Origin of the sequence: Nostoc sp. CmiVER01 (assembly GCF_034531135.2) — a bacterium.
GTDB lineage: Bacteria > Cyanobacteriota > Cyanobacteriia > Cyanobacteriales > Nostocaceae > Nostoc.
In genome coordinates this window covers 70,003-88,432 of record NZ_JAVRBU020000010.1, presented here as the reverse complement: position 1 = coordinate 88,432, position 18,430 = coordinate 70,003, and the positions used below count along the sequence as shown (strand labels likewise).

The following is an 18,430-nucleotide window of genomic DNA, read 5'->3' as shown; positions in this document are numbered from 1 at the left end:
TGCGAATTGGGAATTGATATTGCCCTTTCCCCCTTCCCCTAATAATTCATTCATCAATCACTATGCAACCCACAATATCAATCCCACAACACTGGGGCTACCTTCGCTTTGCTTTGGATCAGCGTACACAACAAGGCACGATTCTTGGACTTTACTACTATCCCTCTGGTACAGAACTGGCTAATGAATTTGATGAGGGATGGCGTTATGTACTGATGCCTAATAAGAATTCTGACGAGATATCGTACTTGCAAGAGAATCAAATCCAACCGCTATCTCCACAAGAATTGTTCACGCAAATTACCGCAGAGATTGACTTTTATCAACAGCAGATAAACATTCTTAACCGACAGTTAACCGTATTAACTAAGGGTGCAAACAATGGCTAAGGAAGCAAACAACGAGTTTGACCGCAGGGCTAATCATTTACTGCATGTGCTTCAGTTTTGTGGCGGTTGTGTTCCTCTGCATCGTTTGCAATTCCAATTCTCAGATTCAGTTATTCAAACTCTGCTGGATAAAGAACTAGTGCAAGTGCAGAACACAGGGCGGGGCTTTTTGTTGGAGATTGCCGAGGATTTTTAGGTTGTTGACCTTATTGAAATTAACGAGAGAAACATGATTGACTACGTTAACGCTCTGAAAACCAGTTGGTATATTTCCCCACCTTGGGGTCAAACAATCCCGCCTGTTGAGGTCAATTTATTAGAAAGAGTCTACCTGAAAACTACCAGAACATTCGGCTATTGCTCTGGTGTGCAGTGGAAACATGAATGTTGGCTTTATACAGTCATCTGTGGTGATGAAATTGTCCATGCTACAGAATACCAAATCATCGGTACTGGGCAATTAGAAACCATCAGCGTGCAAAAACCTGTTTTCGTTTTAGGGCAGAAAGTAATCCTTTGTTCTTATGGAGATAACACAAAACAACGCCTGATTCTAGGGGTTGTACTTGTAGACAAATCCTGGTTTTATCTTGTCGAGTTGGTATCGCCAACATTGAGCGAAACACCTACTATACTTAATCGCTTTTCGCTGGTCGGTGAAAAAAGTTTAGTGCGAATAAATGCCTGAATCAGTTCACTATTTTGTTCAATAAACAGGTAATGAATTATGTTGACACACTCATGGCGCAACTCAGAAATTCAGCAAATGCCCCAAGATGGGGAAATAGGTAAATACAGTATCCCAAAGGGCTACGTGAATGCAACCCAGATGGCTAAAGCTAATAAGAAATTATTGGCTGATTACGTTAGGCTTAAGTCTACAACCGAGTATTTGCAAGCTCTTAGCTACGATATGGGAATCCCCATATCGTCACTTGTAATCGAAATATCTGGACGCGCTAACTCCCAAGGCACTTGGGTTCATCCAGAAATCGCCATTGATTTAGCTCGGTGGGTGTCTGTAGAGTTCCGCATCTGGGCTAACAGAACCTTAATGAAAGTAATGCTCACAACCCAAGTAGAGCCAGTACAACAGCAAGAATCACCACATAAATTAGTCCCATCCCATGAAGCTGCACAGTTAGCCCTGCTGGTGGGTGAATTTGCCGGATTAGAGAAATCCCTCACCGCGCAGTTAGCTGTTAACGCCGCCACCAGAGTCAACCCCGCACTCAAGCCAGCAGCCGATGAACTCAAGACTGCGATCGCTTGCACCAACGTCAGCGATGATGCATATCTCAAGCCTACAGATATTGGTGAGAAAGTTGGAATGAGTGCAGTAGCTGTAAACAACTGGTTAGTCCATGCGGGTTTACAGTACCGTACTAATGATAAAAAAATTCCCTACCGCCCAACCGACTCAGGTAAGCAATGGGGGCGGATGGTTTCAGCAGTAGCCAAAGGTTCAAACCAGACTGTATTTCAGCTGCGATGGCTGACAAGCGTGACGCAGTTATTTCAGGAAGTAAATTGAGTTAGCAAATTTAGTCAAGCAACTAGCAATATCTTGACATCATTTTTTATAAGTATGGCTGATTTTGCAAATGCTGCACAGATGGAGAAAGTCTAGTAATTCCAGGATTTCCAACAGTCAAAATAAAAGCGATTATCACTTTTATAAGTAACAACCGCCACACTAAAACACTCATTGCATCTCTAGAGTAACAACAATGAAAGCCATAGTTACAGTAGTTGAAAAAATCACATCGGAAGCTCACATTAACCAAGTCGCAACTCGCAAGTCGCAAGTCGCAAGTGAAGAACAAAATTCGGTGGGTTTAAGTCCCCGGCTTCTATCAAGCCGCAAGTGTTTGCGGGGTCTAAATTCCCATTACAAAACTTACTTGCGACTTGCGACTTGTCACTTGCGACTTGTTTTTAATATTCCTGACGGTTTAGCAGTAACAGCAATTAAGCAGCATATAACAGACCGCTATAACAGTGGCGAAATGCTAACCGAGATGAACATTTTCCACGTTGATTTTGAATCTATTAGCGCTCATATTGATTCAAAACCTTATATTACTTGGCATCAAGGCAACCCTTGTGATCACCGTCAGTATTACTTCTGCAAACTGGGAAGATTTACTTTGACTCTGTTAACTGACACAGAGCAAAACTTGACTCTTACAGAAGCTTACTTGGGGAATTTTAAGCAACTTATTTACACATCAGAAAAAGAGATATCCAAAGAATTGGCAACAGTCGAACTCCAAAATTTCTTAAGTGGACTCGCTGTTGAACTCCAAACTTTAAGCCACATCGAATTTTCAGAACAAGTCTGAAACTAACATTAAAAATAACAGGAGTTAAACATGAGACTAACAATATTAGAAGGTCAATACCAGTGCATCGTGATTGACCCTCCCTGGTTCTATCGGTTGAGAAATCAGGATAAAACTCACCGAAACCGCATTAACTACAAGCCAATGCACATAGAAGAAATACTGTCACTTCCTGTTCCAGACTTAAGCCATCCCACTGGGTCAGTTCTTTGGCTTTGGTACACAAATAATCACATGGTAGAAGCTGCTCAATGCTTGCAAACATGGGGATTTGAACTCAAGACTATTTTGACTTGGGAAAAAGTCACCAAAGATGGCACTAAAACACATCTAGGTGTTGGTCATTGGCTGCGAAACTCGACCGAACATTGCGCTTTGGCTGTTCGTGGGAATGTCAAAGCTTTCTCTGGACGAACACTCACAAACGAGTCCACCATCCTGCACTCTCCCAGGCGTGAGCATTCACGTAAGCCCGAACAGTTTTTTGAACTTGTAGAAAAGCTGTGTCCTAATATGACCAAGCTGGAAATGTTCGCACGTTCGTCTAGAGTTGGCTGGGATTGTTGGGGTGATGAGGCTCTGAAGTTTGATCAAGCCTGTTGAGCAGAGTCAGCAAGATATTTCCTTAACTGCCTAACTAAGGAATAATTTAGGCACTAAAAGTCTACGCTCATCTGGAAAATCCAATACCAAGCTCTTAAATACTAATTTTCTATGGGAGCGTCGGTTGTTGGCTGATACAAGGAGCGCAATTGTTCTAAGTTACTAGCCGTCTCTAGTCCTGTAAGAACTGCTCTTAATTGCTCGACATCTTCAATTGTGGAAATTTCTGGTAATAGGCTTAAACCCTCAGTACCAAATTTTAGTTTTAAACCAACTGCAATCCCTTCTAATAAAGATTCCATTCTGGCAATTCGCTCAAATGATGTCATGTACTGCATAGATTGTTGCGCCTCCAGTTGTTCTACTTCCCTTTTAAATTCTCGTTCTAAATCTAATGGTAATGTCAACATCCAATCAATAAAACCTAACAAATTCAGAATAGCTTCACGCTCAAACCCCTGCTCGTACAACCTACGCGCTAAAGCTAATTTCTGCTGCTTGCGTTGTAACCTGTCACCACGGGTTTGTATTGCTGCCAAATGAGCCATGACCACCGTAGCAAACGGATTACGACTGGCTTCTAGCTCCAAGAACCTTTGTTGATAGTCTAGCAGCTTAATTACAGGAAACTGAAAATCAACCGTACAGCCAAACAATTCATAACCAAATTGATTTGGTCGCCAGTTGAAGTTTTCATCTCCCAGTACCGCGCATGATGCAACAGAGCGATCATAACGGTCAAAAATTCGATAGTTATAAACAAACATACGTTTTGGAAAATCTGTTTCTTCTTGGCTTTGAACTTCGACATGGATCAATAGCCAAGACTCTTCACCCCCAATGCAGTAAATTTTCACCAATTTGTCAATTAATCGCTTTCCTAACTCCGCATCACGGACTACTTGCTGTAACTCCTGATCAAGAAAATCAAAACCTCTACTCCAATCAATTTCACTGTGCGCTTGGGGAAAAAAGAACAACATGAAATCTTTGAAATACAACTGTAGTATCTGCTTCCAAGGAGAATCGTATTCAGTAAGAGGTGTTTTATTTGCCATTTTCAAATGTATTGTCTAATTTCAAATTTCAGAGGTGTTTATGCCAACAAACATAGAATGGACAGACTTAACAGATAATATCATCCGTGCTAAAGTCGGCGGTTGGTGGTGTCAAAAAATCTCAGAGGGGTGTAAAAATTGCTATAGCGAAAAGCTGAATCAAAATTCTTTCTTCGGTGGAAACAAACTGCCCTACTCTGGGCAACCACCAGAACTAACACTTGATACAGAAGCTATTCGGAAATGGGGCTTTCAAAGGAAAAGTAGAAGGCATTTTGTCGCTTCTATGACCGATATTTTTGGTGAATGGGTTCCACGTTTTTGGCAACATGAAATGCTAAATGGAATGTTCGTAGCGCCAAAGCAAATATTTCAAATCCTCACCAAGCGCCCAGAAATTATGTTGTCATCTATAAATGAATGGCTCTCTAATCATGGGCTAGAGGAATTACCCTCTAATATTTGGGTTGGAACTTCTATAGAGAATCGTCGCACTCTTGAAGAACGTAGTCAATTCATTGCCCAAATTCCAGCTAGTGTTAGGTTTTGGTCAGTTGAGCCATTACTAAAAGATTTGGGCGATATTAGCCAATATTTGAATGATGCCCAGTGGCTTATTGTCGGTGGTGAATCAGGGCCAGACTCTAGGCCATGCCACATCGAATGGATTGAGTCTATCGTCAAACAGTGCAGTGAGTCAAAAACCCCTGTCTTTGTCAAGCAGTTGGGGGCGAATGCTTACTACCAGGGACAGCGATTTAAAACCCGTGATCGTAAGGGTGGCGAAATCGAAGAATTTCCCCAACATCTAAAATTGCAAGAATTTCCTTTCCCAGTGCGTAATTAAAGCAAAATCCTAGTACATCCCACCGCTTTATAAAGGGAAAGTTATGAGACTAACAGATTTCTTAAAAGACCTCGGAAACCCAGTTGCTTATTACCCAAAGCTGGTTGCTGTTACTGGGGGTGTGTTACCAAACCTTTTTTTATGCCAAATGTATTATTGGTTGGGCAAACAGAAAGATGATCAGGGTTGGATTTACAAAACTCAAATAGAAATTGAACAAGAAACTGGACTCACTAGGAAGGAACAAGAATCGGCCCGAAAATCTCTCAAAGCTAGGGGTTTACTCAAAGAGCAGTTCAAAGGATGTCCCAGACGCTTAGAGTTTTGGTTGGATAAAGACGCTCTTAATCAACGTTGGTCAGCTTTCATGAACAATATTGAGCTACCAATTCAAGAAATTACTTCATCTTGGACTCGAAAAACAAAAAAATCTCAGGATGATGGCGACCAAAAACCCAGTATAATGCCCAATTTGTCCAATATAGAATGCCCATCAAGTGCAATATATAATGCCCCTCAAGAGCAATATATATTGCCCTCTTCATCCAATACAGAATGCTCCAATATGACAGGCTATATTGCCCCAGAAGGACATACTGTAATGCCAGATCGGGGCAATATATCTATATATACAGAGATTACTTCAGAGATTACACACAATGCGCCCCTAGCTCCGCTACCCGCGCCCCCCACCCAAGAGAGTGTGTGTGAAAAAGAAGAACTTGATTTAACAACCAAAGAAATTGAACTTGAAGAACCAACTCCAGAAAAATCAAGCTTAGAAGAATCAACCCCACAACAACCCACTTCGTTGTTAAATAAATCCGAGTCTTCGCTACAAACCGATAACCCCTCTTGTAGACCAACTATTGCGGTGGGGTCGTTCGATAAAAACGAACAATCCAACAAGTCTAATAAACCAAAATTCCAGTCGATTGAAGACTTTATTGACATGGTTTTAGTAGATCCAAGCATCATGGCAACTGACTCGTTGCCTGCTGTGTACAAAACAGAAATCAAAATGCGTAGTTGGCGCTTCCCCTGGCGTACTACTACCAGGGACAAGATTTACCAAACTTGCGATCGCCGACTGGTGGAGTTAATCGCCAAACACAGGGCTAAATGGAGTCAGAGTGAATCTTGGCAAGAGAAAATCCCCACAGTTCTCAAGTCAATTGGTAACTTAGAAAGCTCTAAAGCCGGGCTAGAAGAATTAATGGGCTATTGGTCACAAGTTTTTCAACCAGAAACCACATCATCACCAACAAAACAAGAAAAACTCGATGAAAAACAACCCATCGGCTATTTCGCTAACCGTTCTCTTGATTGGCATAAAGCCACATTCTGCGAATTACTTGACCTTGGAGATCGCCAAGGAGCAGAGCAGGCGATCGCCTCTTTCCGTACCCGCTATGACCAAGAAAGTACAGGAGCTACTGATGGTTGGTTAAATTGGCTATCCCTCAATTATCCCCAAATATATGCCCATTTATATCATCAACAAGCCGCATAACGAGGATGTATGACAGAACAATTGAATTTTCAATCCACCACTGTAGACCGCTTACCCCCACAAAACATTGAGGCAGAAGAAGTAATACTTGGTGGGATTATGCTTGATCCAGAAGCAATGAGCAGAATAGTAGATCGCTTAATCCCCGAAGCATTTTACATCTCCTCCCACAAAGACATTTACCAGGCTGCGCTGCGCCTCCATACACAAAGCAGACCCACAGATTTACTGTCTGTAACCAGTTGGCTAACTGATAATGGGCTTTTGTTTCGTGTTGGTGGTCGAGATAAATTGGCTACACTCATTGACCGTACAGTTTCAGCCATCAACATTGACGCTCTGGCAGAATTGGTAATGGAAAAATACCACCGCCGACAATTAATCAAAGCGGCAAATGAGATTCTACATCTCGGTTATGAAACTGATACTGAACTACCACTGATTCTTGACGCTGCTGAGGAAAAAGTTTTCAGCGTTACACAACAGCGCTCTCATGATGATCTGATTCATATTTCTGATTGTTTGGTTGACGCTTACCAAGAAATCGAGTCGCGTTACGCTGGTACATCTAGTCCCGCCATTTCTACCGGATTTTATGACCTAGATGGTTTACTCGGTGGTGGCTTTCGCCCCAAACGCCTGTATATACTCGCTGCTCGTCCATCTGTGGGTAAGTCTGCCCTTGCTGGTAACTTAGCTCTTAATGTCGCTCAATCCCAAAGATTACCTGTAGCTGTTTTCAGTTTGGAAATGAGCCGCGAAGAATATGTGCAGAGATTCTTATCAAGTGAGTCCGGTATTGAGAACAGCTTACTCGAAACCGGGCGGCTCTCTAACAATCAGTGGCAACCCCTGAGTCAGGCCGTAGCACAACTTTCCGAACAAGGGATTTTTATCAATGATAATTCCTGCCCCACAATGAATGAGATTCGTAGCCAAGTCCGAAAAATCTCAGCCACACATGGCGGTGTCGGGCTGGTTATTGTAGATTATTTACAGTTGATGTCCGAGGGTACTGATTCAAGAATGAACATGACCCAGAGAGTCGGTCAAATCAGCCGAGGACTGAAGAAATTAGCTAAGGATCTTGATGTTCCAGTCCTAGCCTTGTCTCAGTTAAGCAGGGAAGTCGAACACCGTAATGACAAGCGCCCTATACTGAGTGATCTTAGAGACAGTGGGGCAGTGGAACAAGACAGTGATGTTGTGATTATGCTCTACCGTGACGAGGTTCATAATCCCGATTCTCCTGACCGTGGCATTTCCGAGTTAATTGTCCGCAAGCAAAGAAATGGCCCTACTGGTACAGTCAAACTGCTATTTGATAACCAGTTTACCAAGTTCAAAAACTTAGTGCGTCATCGGCAATTTTAGGCATAACTGGGAATTTTCAAGTAACCGATGATTTGCTGAGAGAAGCAATTGCTGTATGACTCCAATAGCATTCGTCCTTGACGTTGCCGGAGGCATTGCTTCCAACCAGATATGACCTCAATTATTGGAGTTTTAAAACACCGTGAAAGCACTTTCAGTCCGTCAGCCTTGGGCATGGGCAATTATTTATGCTCTCAAAAATGTTGAAAACCGAGGCTGGCCCATTCATTATCGCGGCGACATTCTGATTCACGCTGCAAAAACCTGTATCAAGAAAGAGTACCAGCTAGCGAGAGAATTTTGCCAAGGGATAGGGATAGTAATCCCAGAACTAATCTCTTTACGTCGCGGTCAAGTTATTGGCATTGTCACAATAGTAGATTGTCGGTTCTCACAAGTTGCTTCTGGCTGGGGAATGCCCATGCAATATCACTGGAAGCTGGAGAATCCGCGAGAAATTACGCCGATTCCTTACATTGGGCGGTTGGGCATTTTTGAAGTACCCGATGAATTGGTCAGGAGTGCGATCGCCTTATGAAATCAGTCCTTTCGCTTTTCTCCGGCATCGGCGGACTCTGCCACCACGGAATATCAGCCGCAGGTCTATCCCACAAATTCCGAGTCCAGCAATTTGTCGAAATCTCCCCTTATTCTCAATCACAATTGCGCCATGAACAACCAGGAATTCCAATCCACGCAGATATTACCAACTACCATTGCCAAGAATCAATTCGCAATTCGCAATTCGCAATTATTAACTAGGAGTAAAATAGATGAATCAACAACTTAGTATTGCTGATAGAACCAAAGCTTTGGCAATAAGAATAGTTAAAGCTTGTACTTTCCTAGATGAAAAGCCTGGAGTTTGTCGAATATTATCAAAACAGTTACTCCGAAGTGGTACTTCTATAGGTGCCAATGTTAAAGAAGCTCAATCTGCCCAATCTGATAAAGACTTTCTAAGCAAATTAGAAATTGCGCTTAAGGAAGAAAGAGAGACTGAATACTGGTTAGAAATATTAATAGAGTCAGAACTGGTTGATAAAAGTAAGTTTGACTCATTGCTGCAAGAAACTAGAGAAATTGGAAAGATTCTGGTTTCATCTACTCAAAAGGTGAAAGAGAAAATCAACAAGCTCAATTAATTGCGAATTGCGAATTGCGAATTGGTTTGACCCCCTGGGCAGACCAAATTGGAAATCAGATTACGCAAGTACGGCTCTCTCATGAAGACCGAAGCTTTGAACCCGGCATTCGTGAGGTGGCTTCTGGGGTTCCCATTGGAGTAGCCAAGGGAATCAAGGGTAATTATGATGCCCGTCGTGCTTATGGATTGAGTTGTTCTCCACGGCAAGCTGCGATCGCTTGGAAACGGATTGATTATTTGTGGAATCTTCTCGCTCATAATCAGGCATAAGCATGATTAACCTTGTCACAACCTAGAAGGATAGTTGCTATCTTTCGCCTTCTTCAAATGCGATCGCCCATCGCACGAGCGATCAGCTACGATTTAGAGAGGCAGTGGGTATGACAATATACCCATAAGCACTTGGGTCCTTGAGTACTGATGCAACCAGCGCTCCTTATTGTTCAAAGTCGTCAAACATTAATTTCCCTATCAGCACAAGTGTATAATCTATCAAAATTAGAGTTAGATTATACTAAGTCAGTCTGAATCTTCACTCTCTTCAATTTGGGGTTTTGTAGTCTTACTGGAATTCAGCTGCAACAAACAAGTTATGGATGTAGGAATAATGCCAGTAGCTAAAGGTATATAACTAGAGTCCATAACGGCTAAACCAAGCGGTAGCAATGTAATAGCTACCAAATAAATATTCAAAAAAACTTTATTCATGACGATAATCTAATCCGATACCGCATGGATTACAAATTGAAGGAGGCAGGTATGCTGGAGGAGCTTTGCTCAGTAGGGGATTCGCTCCCTACTGAGAAAGGAGCCATGCTGACTGCCGTAATGAAAGGGGAAGTTGAGGCAACAATCGGGGCCTTAAACCCAAGACCCGTCGTCTGTCGCTTTACTGAAACAGATAGCGCCACGGAGAGCGAGTCCACATACTCCTACAAAGATTTAGCTAGCAAGATCGTCTCTTAGAAAGCGTCGGGCAGTTTTCCTCTCTCTTGAACTATCCACTAACTCCTACCTGACTCAATAATGTCGATAGACAATTAATGAGAAGACTCATAAATAATGGCAACTGCAAATAAGCAGAAGATAAACACTGCGATACGTCCAAGCCACTCCCATAGGCTCGGAGATAATAGCATTTGAACAATTATGTTAACTCCAAAAACTTGAGAGATGACATACGCAATCACAAAACCAAACAAACTCAGCAGAAAAAATTTCAGTACTTTACAAGCCGAGTTGAATAAGAAATTACCGTCGTCAGTTAGATGATGTTTCATACTTTTGCCCTTTTTTAAGAGTGAAATTTGGGATAAATACACCTTCGGTTACAACAAGCTATTGACAAATACAACAGCCCTGTATGTTGTATGTAAATTCCAACAAAAAAGCTGTTCATGTGGGTTTACACTTGAAACAGCATGTGATTAGTATCTAATCCTCAAGGCTAGTTGGATATTAACGAGTAGATATTTAATTGTTAGTAAGTGTCAGCTGTACCAGCTGCTCTAAATGAAGTGTGTAAAAACTAGGAGGACAGAATTTATTTTTCCTTCACCACTCAAAAACTATTAGCGAGTCTTTATTTGCTGCCCTCTATAAAATATTTCCACTTTGCCAATAAATGACCTAGAGTCGGGGAATTCCACTCTAACCATCCCAAAACCACTGATTATTGCCACAACAATAACCCTGGAACGAAAAAAATCAATCGCGCTATTAGGAGGTTGCTGCGACAACAAAGTGGTCATCCCCAAGGGTGATGGGGTAAGACCGTACTCCTTAGCTACATCAATTAGCTCCTCATAAGGACAGGTGATTGAATGTCTATTCGGAAAAGTAATTCTTTGGTTATCTTTCCCAACTCTTTTGAGAGAAGCATAATATGGACTTTCTGTCCCAATAAACCTGGGCAGACTGTCTAGGCACTCTCTTAGTGAAAATCCCGTAAAGTCATGATGAGTCATAGGTCTACTCCTGCTAGAGCGACTATGACTCGCTCTTTTGGCTTATAAGTACATTAACTTACAATGATTTATTTTGCAAGTATGTTTACTTATTTTTAGCTATTGTCTATTTATTTTTATTTAAAGCTTTTGCATAAAACTGCTATGTTGTTTTATTAAGGCTATAATTGCTAGAATGTATGTACCTAACTGTAACAGCAATGGCAAAACCCTCTTTGAAAGCATCTCCAAAAGGACTCCAGCAAGCACATGAGGCTTTTACCAAGCGAGAATTCACGCAAGAGTCTCTAGCTGCTCAACTGGGTTGCAATCGTTCTGTTATCAGTAAGTTTTTTAACGGCGAGAACGTTTGGGAAAAGTACTTTACCACCATTTGTGAAGCGTTAGAAATTGATTACCAAGAGATTGTGTATGGATATTTGGCACCTTCAGCTCAAGATTTAGTTGGAAAGGTGCGTACTCAGATAAAAGAACTAACCCAAGAGTTGTGCGGAACGATGCGTATATTAGATATGACGCAACCGATTGAGTTGAGTCAAATCTATACCGATGTGAATATTTTGGAGAAGCTAATAGCACTCCGACGTAAAACAATTGATGAATTACTTAAAGAATGTGGATATGAGGATTTTGACAGATTTGGGTTAGGTAAAGTTGTAGAAAAGCGGGTTCTTGGCGTAAAAGCAGTTGAAAAATATAAGAAATTAATTGTACTAGGAAAGCCAGGATCTGGTAAAACTACCTTCTTAAGATATCTAGCAGTTCAGTGCAATCAAGGTAGTTTTCAACCTCACCTTGTACCTATTTTTATCCCTTTAAAATATTTTGCGGAAGATCCAACTCAACCTAGTTTATTAGAATATATTAGGCAGCAGTACTCTGGGTGTGATGTAACAGAAGAAGAGCTTGTCGAATTATTTAAACAGGGTTCTGCTCTGATTTTACTGGACGGATTAGATGAAGTTAGCGCCGAATATCAAGAGCATACTTTAAAAGAAGTTAGAAGTTTTTCTCGGATATATTTTGACAATCATTTTGTTATTGCTTGTCGAATTGCGGCATGGGAGTATACCTTTGATAAATTCACAGAAGTAGAGATAGCTGATTTTGATAATAAACAAATTAATGAATTTGCCAACAATTGGTTCAAAAATAAATCAGTCAAATCAGAGAAGTTTATTAAGTACCTAAATAAGAATAATCGTATCTATCAATTAGCCGTCACTCCTCTGTTGCTAACTCTTCTATGCTTAGTATTTGAAGAATCTGCTAGTCTACCAAATAGTCGTTCGGAAAGTTATCATGAAGGATTAGATGTTTTACTAAAAAAATGGGATGCCAAACGTGGAATTCATCGAGATCAAATTTATCAAAAATTATCACTTCCACGCAAAAAAGATTTACTCCGTCAAATTGCCTACAGTACTTTTGAAAAGGAGAAGTATTTTTTTACCCCATTAGAAGTCAAGCTCATTCTGAAAAAATATATCGAGAAAATATCAAATTTTGATAGTGAGTCAAATGTTTCACAGGGTGATATTGAAGAGCTTTTGAAAGCTATGGAAGCTCAACATGGGATTATAATTGAGCGAGCTAAAGGTATTTATTCATTTTCTCACCTCACTTTTCATGAGTATTTTGTTGCTAAAAGAATTGTTAGCTTAATTCCACAAACATCAGATGAAGAATTACATCAGGATGAGGACTTTAAAAATAATGATAAGTTCTTAAATTCGGAAGCTAATAACAAATTAATAAGTAATCAGAAATTACAAAAAGATCAAGAAGAATTACAAAAGCTAGTTAAACATCTAAAAGACCGTAAATGGAGGGAGATTTTCCTTTTAGTAGCAGAGATATTATTAGATGCTAGTAACCTTTTTAGATTGATGAAGGAGAAAGCCGATCAAATCTTAGAGGGGAAAGATAATCTACAGAAATATCTGAAGCTTGTAAATAAAAAATCTCAATCTCTACTTCAACTATTTCAGATAAAAGATAATCTAGAAGCAAAGAAATTTTCTGCTGCTATTCGTGCATTTTATTTTGACATTGATTATGACATTGACCCAGATAGACAGCTTTGCTTTTTGTTGGAACCACGAACAAAGTACTTAACTTGTGGTAATTGTTTTACTCGTATACTTAAAGAGATTAATAGCTTGGAAGAAGGTATTATTCATGCTCAAAAATATGACGACATGACTGATGAAGCAAGTATAAAAGTAATTAATGCAGCTTCTGCTGATGAAATTATGAAAATTGCTGTTAATTATGGTATAAAATCTAAAAAAATACGCCAAGATAATCGAGAAGAACTAGAGAGGATAATGAGTGATTTTTTTGAAGTAAATAATACTATGCAAGAAAATGAAGAGAGATTAAAGCACGGTGCAGATAAAGTCAGAGAAGTTGCAAGTAAAAAACTATTAGGCGATCAATTGTTAGGAGTTAGTTTTAAAGATTTTAACGAAGAAGATCAACAAAGCCTTAAAGATTATTATTATGTAAATAAGCTGCTAATAGACTGTTTACTTCAAACAGATTGCATTGTTACTTTTCAAGTGCGTGAAGAAGTTTTGGAAACATTATTTTTACCAAAAATTCTATGAAATTTGTCTATTCTTTGATTGACAAATTAGGTTTTACATATTTCTTTGATTTCCAAAAACTCTTCCTTCATTGATATTAACCTTAAGAAAATTCTCTAACTTAAATGCTATTAAATTCATCAACTGACCGAGTAATTAACTTAAAACCTTCTTCTATAACTCCTCAATCTACAGAAAAGGCACGTACATTATCAGAAAAAATTGTCTATCTTCTTTCTAATACTCACCAGATGCTTCCAGAAGCTGAGACAATCCTTAACACCTTATATCAAGATTTGCCAATAATTTTGCATTCAGCATTTACTGATGAAGAATCTGTAGCACTTTTGGAAGTTCATAAAAGTCTTTATAATATCTATGAAGTAAGTCTTAGCCACCCCCTATCACCAATTTGTATACACGAACATAGCCCTTGGCTATTAACAATTCGTAATCAAATTGAAAATGCATGGCTTAATTATGAACTGCCACGTATTCAAAAACAATTACCATCTCCGTCTGAAGCAAAACACCCAAAATTACTTCGTGATTGGTTTGTTCAACAGGCACACACAGAATCGGATCTCGATAAATGCTTGTTAAACTTTTTAAAAAACCAAGCATCTATTGAGCAATTCAATATATTTATACTCTCAGATGCGACTTTAAACTATCGTTTTTGCGATGCCTTAGCTTTAGCACAACTCCACTTTTCAGAGACAGTGAAAGCTGAAATCGTTCATAATATGTGGGATGAATGTGGTCATGGAGTAGCAGAGAAGTCACACGGTAGGCAGTTCACGCAGATGCTTGCTTCCCTTGGTTTAGAGCAACCAACACTCCCCATTTGGCAAGACTGGCGGCCCTACGCAGGTCACAACCTGTACTTTTGCTTCGGTTTGAACCGGAGACACTATTTTAAGGGAATTGGAAGTTTAGGAATGCCCGAAATTTTCGACCCAAATCGTAATCGTTCAGTTGTTGCTGGTTTAGAACGCCTATATTCGGATGCACGGGTAAAATGCGAATATTTTTACGACCATATAGAAGTAGATGAGAAACATGGTTTAGGCTGGCTGAACAATGCGATCGTCCCAATCGTTGAAGTAGAACCAGAAGCAGGATTGGAACTGGCTATAGGAGGTGCGCTTCGCATGGAAGTCATGAGGCGCTACAACCAGTATCTGGCAGTCAGGTTAGGGGTATGAGAATCATTTGAATTCTTACCAGCTTAAGCTCAAAAGTCTTATTGTGTAAGGATTTTTTCACCTATTTGCCGACCAATGGTCGGCAAATATTTTTCGATATGCGAACCGACCATCATAGCTCTACACCAGACTTTGCTTGTTCGGGATTATGTACCCACAAAAATTCCAACATGGCGTTGTGGAAGAAGAAACGACGATTAGCTGTGCCTTGCCCAGGATGTGGGTTAGATGAACCCTCAACTAAACCAAAGGATACTAAAGCTTCAGCTTCCCAAGCATTAATATCAGTACATATAAACAGATGATCGAATTCAAATGCCATAGTTTCAAAACAATTTGAGGATAATAAGCTGACTCAGCTTCGGACACTGCAACAAGAGAGGGCAACACGAGAGAATATCATCGCCTTCATCAAAAAAGCGAAAACCAAAAAGACATCACCAAAATCAGATGTCTGCAAAAATTTTGATAACACAAAATTAAAACCAGTTCTTTCAAATGATGCAGCGATCGCTGTAGTACTTTTCGCGGGTGGCGGCGGCATTGAAGCGGGGATGGTCGAAGCCGGAATTCGTCCAGTCATCGCGGTGGAATTCGACCCCACAAAACCAGAACTAAGTCGGGCGATCGCCAAAACCCATCACCGCAACTTTAGCGAGTACGGCTGTAGAATAATCCAGCTAACAGTTCAAGAAGTAGCACGGTTAAAATTTCTAGGTTTTCCCCGCCGCCCCGACTACCTTCATGCCTCCCCAGTGTGTGCCAACTTCAGCCAAGCTCACACAGCTAAGGCGGGAAAAGGCATGGAAACGGCTGATGATATGACGGCTGCGATCGCCTCCGGCGGGCGCTCGCGCCATCGCAGTAGCAGAAGCCATCCGACAGTTACAGCCACGGGTGTTTACGCTAGAGAATGTCCCACACTATCAAGAAAGTGAGAGTTTCGCTGCTATTTTGGAAACTCTCGAAAGTTATAGATACTTGATTAATTATAGTGTGGTCAACATGGCTGACTTTGGACTGCCCCAGGCGCGGCCGGCGGTTAGTTCTGATTGTAAGTCGAGGTTTTGCTGTTTCACTACCATCCACATCTAAACCTATCGGTTGGTACTCGGCGATCGCCCATCTCATTCCCACGATGGCTGATTCACAACTGTTGCCCAAACAGCAACAAGCTTTGGAGAAATTTTTAGCCGGAAACGTGCCAACACCATTGCTAATACAAAGAGTTGGGGGACGTTTACAGTCCAAGTATAAACCTGGACATTCGCCCTGTAACACTATCTTATGATCGCATTTTACGGATCACAAGGGTCGCAACCAGAGTAAATTCGCTGATATTTGGTTGCCGGATGGGATAGTTAAATCTTTGTTTATTGAAGGGGCTGCAATCTTGCAAGGGTTTCCCAGTTGGTACGAATTCCCTAACGAAACTGCTACGGCTGGGTCAATCATCGGCTATTCTGTCCCTCCCAGTTTCGCAAAAAAACTATTTATATCTGCACAGAGCAAATTATTAGGAGTGACTGTATGACTAACCTTGTCCAAAACTAAGAACGGTGCTGGTACATCTCCACACCTTGGGATCAACCAATCCCGCCCCTGCTGGTCAATCTGCTTGAACAGGTTTATGTCAGATGGGCGTATGGTCAGAATTAGGAGTTTTGAATGTGCTGTCAGGATTGCAAAAGGCGTTTTACCGCGATCGCTTCGCTTGCTTGGTTCTGTTGTCATGGGTGATGTTGCGGCAGCAAAGACTGTTGCTCCACTTTGTTAAAATATTACCTATCAAAGCTATTGCCGCGATCTCAGTTTCTCAAGCACTGCATCTGTAAACGGATTCTTGCCAGCGCGTAACTCTTTCACCCAGCTTTGACGTTGTGCTTTATCAGCTTTAAGCTGTTTTAATTCATCTCCTTGAGATAATTTAATTTCTTTGTCAAGCTGAACAATATACGCCTCAAAGTCTGCTATTGCTCCTTTAGATTGATTACTTAGTAATCGTTCAGGCATCGGCAACTGCGAGATAACGAAACATCTAAATCGTCAATTCGCCATACCCTGGCTGTATTGTCAGCAGATGCAGTGACAACGCGTTTTCCATCTGGACTAAAACTCGCGCTAGTAAGAGGTTGGGTATGCCCTTTAAGTAAAGCAATTTCTTTTCCTGTTATTTCCCACACCCTCGCTGTATTATCTAAACTTGCAGTGACAATGCGTTTTCCATCCCGACTAAAACTCGCGCTAACAAGAGGTTGGGTATGCCCTTTAAGTAAGGCAATTTCTTTTCCTGTTATGTCCCACACCCTCGCTGTATTGTCTAAACTTGCAGTGACAATGCGTTTTCCATCCCGACTAAAACTTGCGCTCCTGATAGCATTGGTATGCCCTTTAAGTAAAGCAATTTCTTTTCCTGTTATGTCCCACACCCTCGCTGTATTGTCAGCAGATGCAGTGACAATACGTTTTCCATCTGGACTAAAACTCGCGCTAGCAAGAGGTTGGGTATGCCCTTTAAGTAAAGCAATTTCTTTTCCTGTTATGTCCCACACCCTCGCTGTATTGTCAGCAGATGCAGTAACAATGCGTTTTCCATCTGGACTAAAATCGGCGCTAATAACATAATTAGTATGCCCTTTAAGTGAGGCAATTTCTTTTCCTGTTATGTCCCACACCCTCGCTGTATTGTCCCAGGATGCGGTGACAATGCGTTTTCCATCTGGACTAAAACTCGCGCTAAAAACATTTTGGGTATGTCCTTTAAGTGAGGCAATTTCTTTTCCTGTTATGTCCCACACCCTCGCTGTATTGTCAGCAGATGCAGTGACAATACGTTTTCCATCTGGACTAAAATTGGCGCTCCAAACACCTTGGGTATGCCCTTTGAGCAAGGCAATTTCTTTTCCTGTTATGTCCCACACCCGCGCTGTATTGTCCCAAGATGCGGTGACAATGCGTTTTCCATCTGGACTAAAACTCGCGCTAAAAACATAATTAGTATGACCTTTTAGTTGATTCTGCTCATGAATGTTGTCAAGAATTGTTTGTAAAGCTACCTCTAGACTTGCTGCTGGATATTCTTCTAATAGACGACCATCTTTAACTATTTCTTGTAATTCTTGTCCAGCTTGCGTGGCCAATAATGCTTCAATTTCAATAAATTGAAAGTTCTGCACAGCTGTAACTCCAATTCGTTCTATTCTTGTACCTGCCTGTACTTCTTGACTTTGATGAAATTCACCCTTTGCAATTAAAGCGGCAATTCCGGCTAAAATAAACAATGATAACTGTTGTAGCGATAAGAGCGGCACACTTCGTGAACCCTCGTCAGGAGTGTGTTCATTTTCTGGCTGATGCTGTGTACTCATACAATTTCAATGAAAAGAGC

25 protein-coding genes are annotated in these 18,430 nt (G+C 40.9%); 18 read left to right on the top strand and 7 right to left on the bottom strand.

Going from position 1 to position 18,430, the window contains the following annotated elements:
• Nucleotides 1-62: 62 nt before the first annotated feature.
• The 6 genes from RMZ43_RS18360 (at nucleotide 63) to RMZ43_RS18335 (ending at nucleotide 3,337) form a co-directional block, all read left to right on the top strand.
• Nucleotides 63-389 carry a hypothetical protein gene (locus RMZ43_RS18360; protein WP_428850832.1) on the top strand — a complete coding sequence of 109 codons (327 nt, stop codon included), beginning with the start codon at nucleotides 63-65 and terminating at the stop codon, nucleotides 387-389.
• A complete protein-coding gene (locus RMZ43_RS18355) occupies nucleotides 382-585 on the top strand; it encodes a hypothetical protein (protein ID WP_428850831.1) in 204 nt (67 codons plus the stop codon). Before RMZ43_RS18360 ends, RMZ43_RS18355 begins: the two co-directional genes overlap by 8 nt.
• Nucleotides 586-618: 33 nt before the next feature.
• Nucleotides 619-1,077: a DUF1392 domain-containing protein gene (locus RMZ43_RS18350; RefSeq protein ID WP_428850830.1), complete on the top strand. Its 459-nt coding sequence runs from the start codon at nucleotides 619-621 to the stop codon at nucleotides 1,075-1,077.
• A 39-nt stretch (nucleotides 1,078-1,116) separates the two neighbouring features.
• Nucleotides 1,117-1,923, top strand: coding sequence for a KilA-N domain-containing protein (locus RMZ43_RS18345; RefSeq protein ID WP_428850829.1), 807 nt, complete (start codon nucleotides 1,117-1,119; stop codon nucleotides 1,921-1,923).
• 196 nt (nucleotides 1,924-2,119) lie between these two features.
• Nucleotides 2,120-2,734, top strand: a complete 615-nt coding sequence (locus tag RMZ43_RS18340) for a hypothetical protein (RefSeq protein ID WP_428850828.1) — start codon at nucleotides 2,120-2,122, stop codon at nucleotides 2,732-2,734.
• A 30-nt stretch (nucleotides 2,735-2,764) separates the two neighbouring features.
• Nucleotides 2,765-3,337 carry an MT-A70 family methyltransferase gene (locus tag RMZ43_RS18335; RefSeq protein ID WP_428850827.1) on the top strand — a complete coding sequence of 191 codons (573 nt, stop codon included), beginning with the start codon at nucleotides 2,765-2,767 and terminating at the stop codon, nucleotides 3,335-3,337.
• Between the two features lie 101 nt (nucleotides 3,338-3,438).
• On the opposite strand, the gene RMZ43_RS18330 is transcribed toward RMZ43_RS18335, so the two are convergent.
• Nucleotides 3,439-4,395, bottom strand: coding sequence for a cytosolic protein (locus tag RMZ43_RS18330; RefSeq protein ID WP_428850826.1), 957 nt, complete (start codon nucleotides 4,393-4,395; stop codon nucleotides 3,439-3,441).
• A 40-nt stretch (nucleotides 4,396-4,435) separates the two neighbouring features.
• On the opposite strand from RMZ43_RS18330, the gene RMZ43_RS18325 reads away from it, so the two are divergent.
• The 7 genes from RMZ43_RS18325 (at nucleotide 4,436) to RMZ43_RS18295 (ending at nucleotide 9,546) form a co-directional block, all read left to right on the top strand.
• Nucleotides 4,436-5,242 carry a DUF5131 family protein gene (locus RMZ43_RS18325; protein ID WP_428850825.1) on the top strand — a complete coding sequence of 269 codons (807 nt, stop codon included), beginning with the start codon at nucleotides 4,436-4,438 and terminating at the stop codon, nucleotides 5,240-5,242.
• Nucleotides 5,243-5,285: 43 nt separating this feature from the next.
• The gene (locus RMZ43_RS18320) at nucleotides 5,286-6,755 is read left to right on the top strand and encodes a hypothetical protein (protein WP_428850824.1); all 1,470 of its coding nucleotides are present in this window, start codon (nucleotides 5,286-5,288) and stop codon (nucleotides 6,753-6,755) included.
• A 9-nt stretch (nucleotides 6,756-6,764) separates the two neighbouring features.
• Nucleotides 6,765-8,129 (top strand): replicative DNA helicase, encoded by a 1,365-nt coding sequence (gene dnaB / locus RMZ43_RS18315; protein WP_428850823.1) that lies wholly within the window; start codon nucleotides 6,765-6,767, stop codon nucleotides 8,127-8,129.
• A 142-nt stretch (nucleotides 8,130-8,271) separates the two neighbouring features.
• The gene (locus tag RMZ43_RS18310) at nucleotides 8,272-8,667 is read left to right on the top strand and encodes an ASCH domain-containing protein (RefSeq protein ID WP_428850822.1); all 396 of its coding nucleotides are present in this window, start codon (nucleotides 8,272-8,274) and stop codon (nucleotides 8,665-8,667) included.
• Nucleotides 8,664-8,891 (top strand): hypothetical protein, encoded by a 228-nt coding sequence (locus tag RMZ43_RS18305; protein ID WP_428850821.1) that lies wholly within the window; start codon nucleotides 8,664-8,666, stop codon nucleotides 8,889-8,891. The genes RMZ43_RS18310 and RMZ43_RS18305 overlap by 4 nt, the downstream gene beginning before the upstream one ends.
• Nucleotides 8,892-8,902: 11 nt before the next feature.
• Nucleotides 8,903-9,274, top strand: a complete 372-nt coding sequence (locus RMZ43_RS18300; RefSeq protein ID WP_428850820.1) for a four helix bundle protein — start codon at nucleotides 8,903-8,905, stop codon at nucleotides 9,272-9,274.
• A gap of 14 nt (nucleotides 9,275-9,288) precedes the next feature.
• The gene (locus RMZ43_RS18295) at nucleotides 9,289-9,546 is read left to right on the top strand and encodes a hypothetical protein (RefSeq protein WP_428850819.1); all 258 of its coding nucleotides are present in this window, start codon (nucleotides 9,289-9,291) and stop codon (nucleotides 9,544-9,546) included.
• 249 nt (nucleotides 9,547-9,795) lie between these two features.
• Here the strand turns inward: RMZ43_RS18295 and RMZ43_RS18290 are convergent, their stop codons facing one another.
• Nucleotides 9,796-9,984, bottom strand: coding sequence for a hypothetical protein (locus RMZ43_RS18290; RefSeq protein ID WP_322698096.1), 189 nt, complete (start codon nucleotides 9,982-9,984; stop codon nucleotides 9,796-9,798).
• An 863-nt stretch (nucleotides 9,985-10,847) separates the two neighbouring features.
• Complete coding sequence (locus RMZ43_RS18285) at nucleotides 10,848-11,243, bottom strand: hypothetical protein (protein ID WP_428850818.1); 396 nt, start codon at nucleotides 11,241-11,243, stop codon at nucleotides 10,848-10,850.
• A gap of 200 nt (nucleotides 11,244-11,443) precedes the next feature.
• Here RMZ43_RS18285 and RMZ43_RS18280 point away from each other — a divergent pair, with 200 nt between their 5' ends.
• Together RMZ43_RS18280 and RMZ43_RS18275 are read left to right on the top strand one after the other, a co-directional pair.
• The gene (locus tag RMZ43_RS18280) at nucleotides 11,444-13,855 is read left to right on the top strand and encodes an NACHT domain-containing protein (protein ID WP_428850817.1); all 2,412 of its coding nucleotides are present in this window, start codon (nucleotides 11,444-11,446) and stop codon (nucleotides 13,853-13,855) included.
• Nucleotides 13,856-13,959: 104 nt separating this feature from the next.
• Nucleotides 13,960-15,042 carry an iron-containing redox enzyme family protein gene (locus RMZ43_RS18275; protein ID WP_420759322.1) on the top strand — a complete coding sequence of 361 codons (1,083 nt, stop codon included), beginning with the start codon at nucleotides 13,960-13,962 and terminating at the stop codon, nucleotides 15,040-15,042.
• 112 nt (nucleotides 15,043-15,154) lie between these two features.
• On the opposite strand, the gene RMZ43_RS18270 is transcribed toward RMZ43_RS18275, so the two are convergent.
• A complete protein-coding gene (locus tag RMZ43_RS18270; RefSeq protein ID WP_428850816.1) occupies nucleotides 15,155-15,364 on the bottom strand; it encodes a hypothetical protein in 210 nt (69 codons plus the stop codon).
• Between the two features lie 232 nt (nucleotides 15,365-15,596).
• On the opposite strand from RMZ43_RS18270, the gene RMZ43_RS18265 reads away from it, so the two are divergent.
• The 3 genes from RMZ43_RS18265 (at nucleotide 15,597) to RMZ43_RS18255 (ending at nucleotide 16,576) form a co-directional block, all read left to right on the top strand.
• Nucleotides 15,597-15,980: a hypothetical protein gene (locus RMZ43_RS18265; protein WP_428850815.1), complete on the top strand. Its 384-nt coding sequence runs from the start codon at nucleotides 15,597-15,599 to the stop codon at nucleotides 15,978-15,980.
• Nucleotides 15,940-16,137, top strand: a complete 198-nt coding sequence (locus RMZ43_RS18260; RefSeq protein ID WP_428850814.1) for a DNA cytosine methyltransferase — start codon at nucleotides 15,940-15,942, stop codon at nucleotides 16,135-16,137. Before RMZ43_RS18265 ends, RMZ43_RS18260 begins: the two co-directional genes overlap by 41 nt.
• Before the next feature lie 250 nt (nucleotides 16,138-16,387).
• A complete protein-coding gene (locus RMZ43_RS18255) occupies nucleotides 16,388-16,576 on the top strand; it encodes a DNA cytosine methyltransferase (protein ID WP_428850813.1) in 189 nt (62 codons plus the stop codon).
• On the opposite strand, the gene RMZ43_RS18250 is transcribed toward RMZ43_RS18255, so the two are convergent.
• The 3 genes from RMZ43_RS18250 to RMZ43_RS18240 are packed head-to-tail and all read right to left on the bottom strand — an operon-like array spanning nucleotide 16,501 to nucleotide 18,410.
• Complete coding sequence (locus RMZ43_RS18250) at nucleotides 16,501-16,776, bottom strand: hypothetical protein (protein WP_428850900.1); 276 nt, start codon at nucleotides 16,774-16,776, stop codon at nucleotides 16,501-16,503. The two genes, RMZ43_RS18255 and RMZ43_RS18250, sit on opposite strands and share 76 nt — an antisense overlap.
• Before the next feature lie 60 nt (nucleotides 16,777-16,836).
• The gene (locus RMZ43_RS18245) at nucleotides 16,837-17,055 is read right to left on the bottom strand and encodes a hypothetical protein (RefSeq protein ID WP_428850812.1); all 219 of its coding nucleotides are present in this window, start codon (nucleotides 17,053-17,055) and stop codon (nucleotides 16,837-16,839) included.
• Nucleotides 17,037-18,410 (bottom strand): WD40 repeat domain-containing protein, encoded by a 1,374-nt coding sequence (locus RMZ43_RS18240; RefSeq protein WP_428850811.1) that lies wholly within the window; start codon nucleotides 18,408-18,410, stop codon nucleotides 17,037-17,039. Before RMZ43_RS18240 ends, RMZ43_RS18245 begins: the two co-directional genes overlap by 19 nt.
• Nucleotides 18,411-18,430: the final 20 nt, after the last annotated feature.

What these genes read in the sequence shown, in the direction of transcription:
- RMZ43_RS18360 (WP_428850832.1), top strand. Translation starts at nt 63, where the DNA reads ATGCAACCCACAATATCAATCCCACAACACTGGGGCTACCTTCGCTTT.
- RMZ43_RS18355 (WP_428850831.1), top strand. Translation starts at nt 382, where the DNA reads ATGGCTAAGGAAGCAAACAACGAGTTTGACCGCAGGGCTAATCATTTA.
- RMZ43_RS18350 (WP_428850830.1), top strand. Translation starts at nt 619, where the DNA reads ATGATTGACTACGTTAACGCTCTGAAAACCAGTTGGTATATTTCCCCA.
- RMZ43_RS18345 (WP_428850829.1), top strand. Translation starts at nt 1,117, where the DNA reads ATGTTGACACACTCATGGCGCAACTCAGAAATTCAGCAAATGCCCCAA.
- RMZ43_RS18340 (WP_428850828.1), top strand. Translation starts at nt 2,120, where the DNA reads ATGAAAGCCATAGTTACAGTAGTTGAAAAAATCACATCGGAAGCTCAC.
- RMZ43_RS18335 (WP_428850827.1), top strand. Translation starts at nt 2,765, where the DNA reads ATGAGACTAACAATATTAGAAGGTCAATACCAGTGCATCGTGATTGAC.
- RMZ43_RS18330 (WP_428850826.1), bottom strand. Translation starts at nt 4,395, where the DNA reads ATGGCAAATAAAACACCTCTTACTGAATACGATTCTCCTTGGAAGCAG.
- RMZ43_RS18325 (WP_428850825.1), top strand. Translation starts at nt 4,436, where the DNA reads ATGCCAACAAACATAGAATGGACAGACTTAACAGATAATATCATCCGT.
- RMZ43_RS18320 (WP_428850824.1), top strand. Translation starts at nt 5,286, where the DNA reads ATGAGACTAACAGATTTCTTAAAAGACCTCGGAAACCCAGTTGCTTAT.
- dnaB (WP_428850823.1), top strand. Translation starts at nt 6,765, where the DNA reads ATGACAGAACAATTGAATTTTCAATCCACCACTGTAGACCGCTTACCC.
- RMZ43_RS18305 (WP_428850821.1), top strand. Translation starts at nt 8,664, where the DNA reads ATGAAATCAGTCCTTTCGCTTTTCTCCGGCATCGGCGGACTCTGCCAC.
- RMZ43_RS18300 (WP_428850820.1), top strand. Translation starts at nt 8,903, where the DNA reads ATGAATCAACAACTTAGTATTGCTGATAGAACCAAAGCTTTGGCAATA.
- RMZ43_RS18290 (WP_322698096.1), bottom strand. Translation starts at nt 9,984, where the DNA reads ATGAATAAAGTTTTTTTGAATATTTATTTGGTAGCTATTACATTGCTA.
- RMZ43_RS18285 (WP_428850818.1), bottom strand. Translation starts at nt 11,243, where the DNA reads ATGACTCATCATGACTTTACGGGATTTTCACTAAGAGAGTGCCTAGAC.
- RMZ43_RS18280 (WP_428850817.1), top strand. Translation starts at nt 11,444, where the DNA reads ATGGCAAAACCCTCTTTGAAAGCATCTCCAAAAGGACTCCAGCAAGCA.
- RMZ43_RS18275 (WP_420759322.1), top strand. Translation starts at nt 13,960, where the DNA reads ATGCTATTAAATTCATCAACTGACCGAGTAATTAACTTAAAACCTTCT.
- RMZ43_RS18270 (WP_428850816.1), bottom strand. Translation starts at nt 15,364, where the DNA reads ATGGCATTTGAATTCGATCATCTGTTTATATGTACTGATATTAATGCT.
- RMZ43_RS18265 (WP_428850815.1), top strand. Translation starts at nt 15,597, where the DNA reads ATGGTCGAAGCCGGAATTCGTCCAGTCATCGCGGTGGAATTCGACCCC.
- RMZ43_RS18250 (WP_428850900.1), bottom strand. Translation starts at nt 16,776, where the DNA reads ATGACAACAGAACCAAGCAAGCGAAGCGATCGCGGTAAAACGCCTTTT.
- RMZ43_RS18245 (WP_428850812.1), bottom strand. Translation starts at nt 17,055, where the DNA reads ATGCCTGAACGATTACTAAGTAATCAATCTAAAGGAGCAATAGCAGAC.
- RMZ43_RS18240 (WP_428850811.1), bottom strand. Translation starts at nt 18,410, where the DNA reads ATGAGTACACAGCATCAGCCAGAAAATGAACACACTCCTGACGAGGGT.